Here is a 2,539-nt window from a genome sequence, read left to right as displayed (position 1 = left end):
GTTCAGCCCAGCCCAGCCCGGCCCGTCCAACCCCGGCCCGGCCCGGCCAACCCCGGCCCGGCCCGGGCAAACCCGGCCCAGCCCCGCCTCACCGCCCCCGCCCGCCGAGTACAGCCCGACCCAGCCGACCCCGGCCGGACCCAGCCGACCCGGCCCGACCTGGCCGGCCCGACCCGTCGAGCAGGGGCCGGTGGTCGTGTGGTGGGCGCGTTGGTGGGATGGCTGGTGGCACGATGGTGCGGTGGGTGGTGACGTTCCGATCAAGGCCAACACCGTGCTCCCGGCACGCCGGGAAGCGGTGACGTTGCGGACCTCGGACGGGCTCGCGTTGGTTGGTGAGTTGGCGTTGCCGGTCGACCGGGAGCCGTTGGCCACCGTGGTGTTGTTGCACCCGTTGCCGACGCACGGCGGGATGATGGACTCCCACCTCTACCGCAAGGCGGCGTGGCGGTTGCCCGCGTTGGCCGGCCTGGCGGTGTTGCGGTTCAACACGCGGGGCACGGCCAGTGCGGCCGGGTGCAGTGAGGGCGCGTTCGACCACGCCGTGGGCGAGCGGCTGGATGTGGCTGCCGCCCTGGCGTTCGCGGCCGAGCGCGGGTTGCCCTCGGTGTGGCTGGTCGGCTGGTCGTTCGGCACCGACCTCGCACTGATGCACGGGTGCGAGCCTATGGTCGAGGGTGCCGTGTTGATCTCACCTCCTCTGCGGTGGTGCGAGGCCGAGCACTTGCGGACGTGGGCGCGTGAGGGCAAGCCGGTGGTGTGCCTGGTGCCCGAGTTCGACACCTACCTGCCACCGGCCGAGGCCAGGCGGCGGTTCGGCGCGGACCTCCCGACCGCGGACGTCATCGACTTCCCCGGCGCCAAGCACCTCATGGTCGGGCAGACCGAAGAGGTGCTGGACGCGATCGTGTCCGCGGCCGTGCCCGAGGTGCCCACGCCGTTGCCGCGCACCTGGTCCGGCCCCCACGAGCAGCATCAGGTGGCCATCGTGGCCTCCTGAGGCCGCCAGACCAGCACCGGACCCTCGGCGGTACCGCTGTCGCCCACGTGCGCGAAGCCCAGCTTCTCCGCGACGCGCTGGGAGGGCGAGTTGTCGGGATCGGTGATGATCGTGACCGGACGGTCCGGCCGCACCCGGCGCGCCCAGTCGATGGCCGCGCGCGCCATCTCCGGGGCGTAGCCGCGGCCCCAGTGCCGGGGGCGGAACCGGTAGAACAGGTTCAACGTCCGCTCACCGTCCACCTCGTGGTGCCGCAGGCCGCCGAAACCGATGACCTCGCCGGTCTCCGGCAGCACCACGGCCCAGTACCCGATGCCGTCACGCGCCCAGTGGACCTGCCACTCGGCGAGCATCTTCGCCGCTTGCTCCGCCGACGGTGGCCCCGCCGGGTTGAAGCGGTTGGTCTCCGGATCGGACAGCACCGCGATCGCCGCGCGCACGTCACCGGGGCCGACGCGTCTGAGCAGGAGGCGGTCGGTGCGCAACTCGTCCGGTTCGGAGGTCGAGGTCATGCGACGAAGCTAGCTCGGGGGTCCGACAATTCCGGGTATGGAACCTGCGCCGCTCGTCCTCCTGCACGCCTTCCCGTTCGACTCACGGATGTGGGACGGGGTGCGTGACCTGCTGAAACCGATCACGCCTGACCAGCGGGGCGGCGATCGTTCACCCGATCTGGTGGCTATTGCCGACGATGTGCTGCGGCTGCTCGACGAACGCGGGATCGAGCGGGCGGTGCTCGGCGGGTGCTCCATGGGCGGGTACGTGGCGATGGCCGTGCTGCGGCGCGACCCGTCGCGGGTTGCCGGGCTCGTGCTGGCCGACACGCGTGCCGGGGCGGACACGGAGGAAGCGCGGGCGAACCGGCTGACGATGGCCGCACGGGTCGAGGCGGAAGGTCTCGGCTGGGTGCCGGACACGGTCGTGAGCGGGCTGCTCGGACCCGCGCCGGACGAGGCCGTGATCGGGCGGGTGCGTGGGTTGATCCTCGATCAGGACCCGGCGGAGGTGGTGTGGGCGCAGCGGGCGATGGCCGCGCGGCCGGACTCGGCCGGGGTGCTGGCGGAGGCGGACGTGCCGGCGTTGGTGCTGGTGGGGGAGCACGACGCGCTCACGCCGCCCGCGTTGGCCCGTGAGCTGGCCGGGGTGCTGCGGCAGGGCGAGTACGTCGAACTGCCGGGCGTCGGCCACCTGACGCCGCTGGAGGCTCCGGACGCGTTCGCCGCCGCGGTTCTCGACTGGCGACGGCGGGCAGGCGTGTGACCGGGTGTCCTGAGCGTTGAACTCACGCGTTCTGAACGTAGGACACGCGCGACGCGAACGTAGGACACGCGCGGGCTGAACGTAGGACTCACGCGCGCTGAACGTAGGACTCTCGCGGGTCAGCGCTTGGCGGTTTGGGATTTCGGGTTGGGGCGCGCGATTTTTTGGGTTGGGCCGTCGGGGGCCGAGGCCGGTGGCTTGGCGGCGGTTGCGCCGCTGCCGGAGGTCGGTGCGGGGGTGGCCGGAGCAGAGGTGGCCGGGGTGGGGGTGGAGGTCCCC

The 2,539-nt window shown here is 72.7% G+C and carries 3 protein-coding genes; 2 read left to right on the top strand and 1 reads right to left on the bottom strand.

Annotated features, from left to right (window positions below):
- The coding region (locus ADK67_RS08065; protein WP_231648071.1) for an alpha/beta hydrolase at window positions 1–1,000 on the top strand (1,000 nt) is incomplete at its 5' end.
- On the opposite strand, the gene ADK67_RS08060 is transcribed toward ADK67_RS08065, so the two are convergent.
- Window positions 976–1,512, bottom strand: coding sequence for a GNAT family N-acetyltransferase (locus tag ADK67_RS08060; RefSeq protein WP_053715770.1), 537 nt, complete (start codon window positions 1,510–1,512; stop codon window positions 976–978). The genes ADK67_RS08065 and ADK67_RS08060 overlap by 25 nt on opposite strands.
- A 37-nt stretch (window positions 1,513–1,549) precedes the next feature.
- On the opposite strand from ADK67_RS08060, the gene ADK67_RS08055 reads away from it, so the two are divergent.
- Window positions 1,550–2,260 carry an alpha/beta fold hydrolase gene (locus ADK67_RS08055; protein WP_053715769.1) on the top strand — a complete coding sequence of 237 codons (711 nt, stop codon included), beginning with the start codon at window positions 1,550–1,552 and terminating at the stop codon, window positions 2,258–2,260.
- The last annotated feature ends 279 nt before the right edge of the window (window positions 2,261–2,539 follow it).

This window comes from Saccharothrix sp. NRRL B-16348 (assembly GCF_001280085.1).
Lineage (GTDB): Bacteria > Actinomycetota > Actinomycetes > Mycobacteriales > Pseudonocardiaceae > Actinosynnema.
The sequence above is the reverse complement of the archived record's forward strand: the minus strand, read 5'-3'. Positions and strand labels throughout refer to the sequence as shown.

What these genes read in the sequence shown, in the direction of transcription:
- ADK67_RS08060 (WP_053715770.1), bottom strand. Translation starts at nt 1,512, where the DNA reads ATGACCTCGACCTCCGAACCGGACGAGTTGCGCACCGACCGCCTCCTG.
- ADK67_RS08055 (WP_053715769.1), top strand. Translation starts at nt 1,550, where the DNA reads ATGGAACCTGCGCCGCTCGTCCTCCTGCACGCCTTCCCGTTCGACTCA.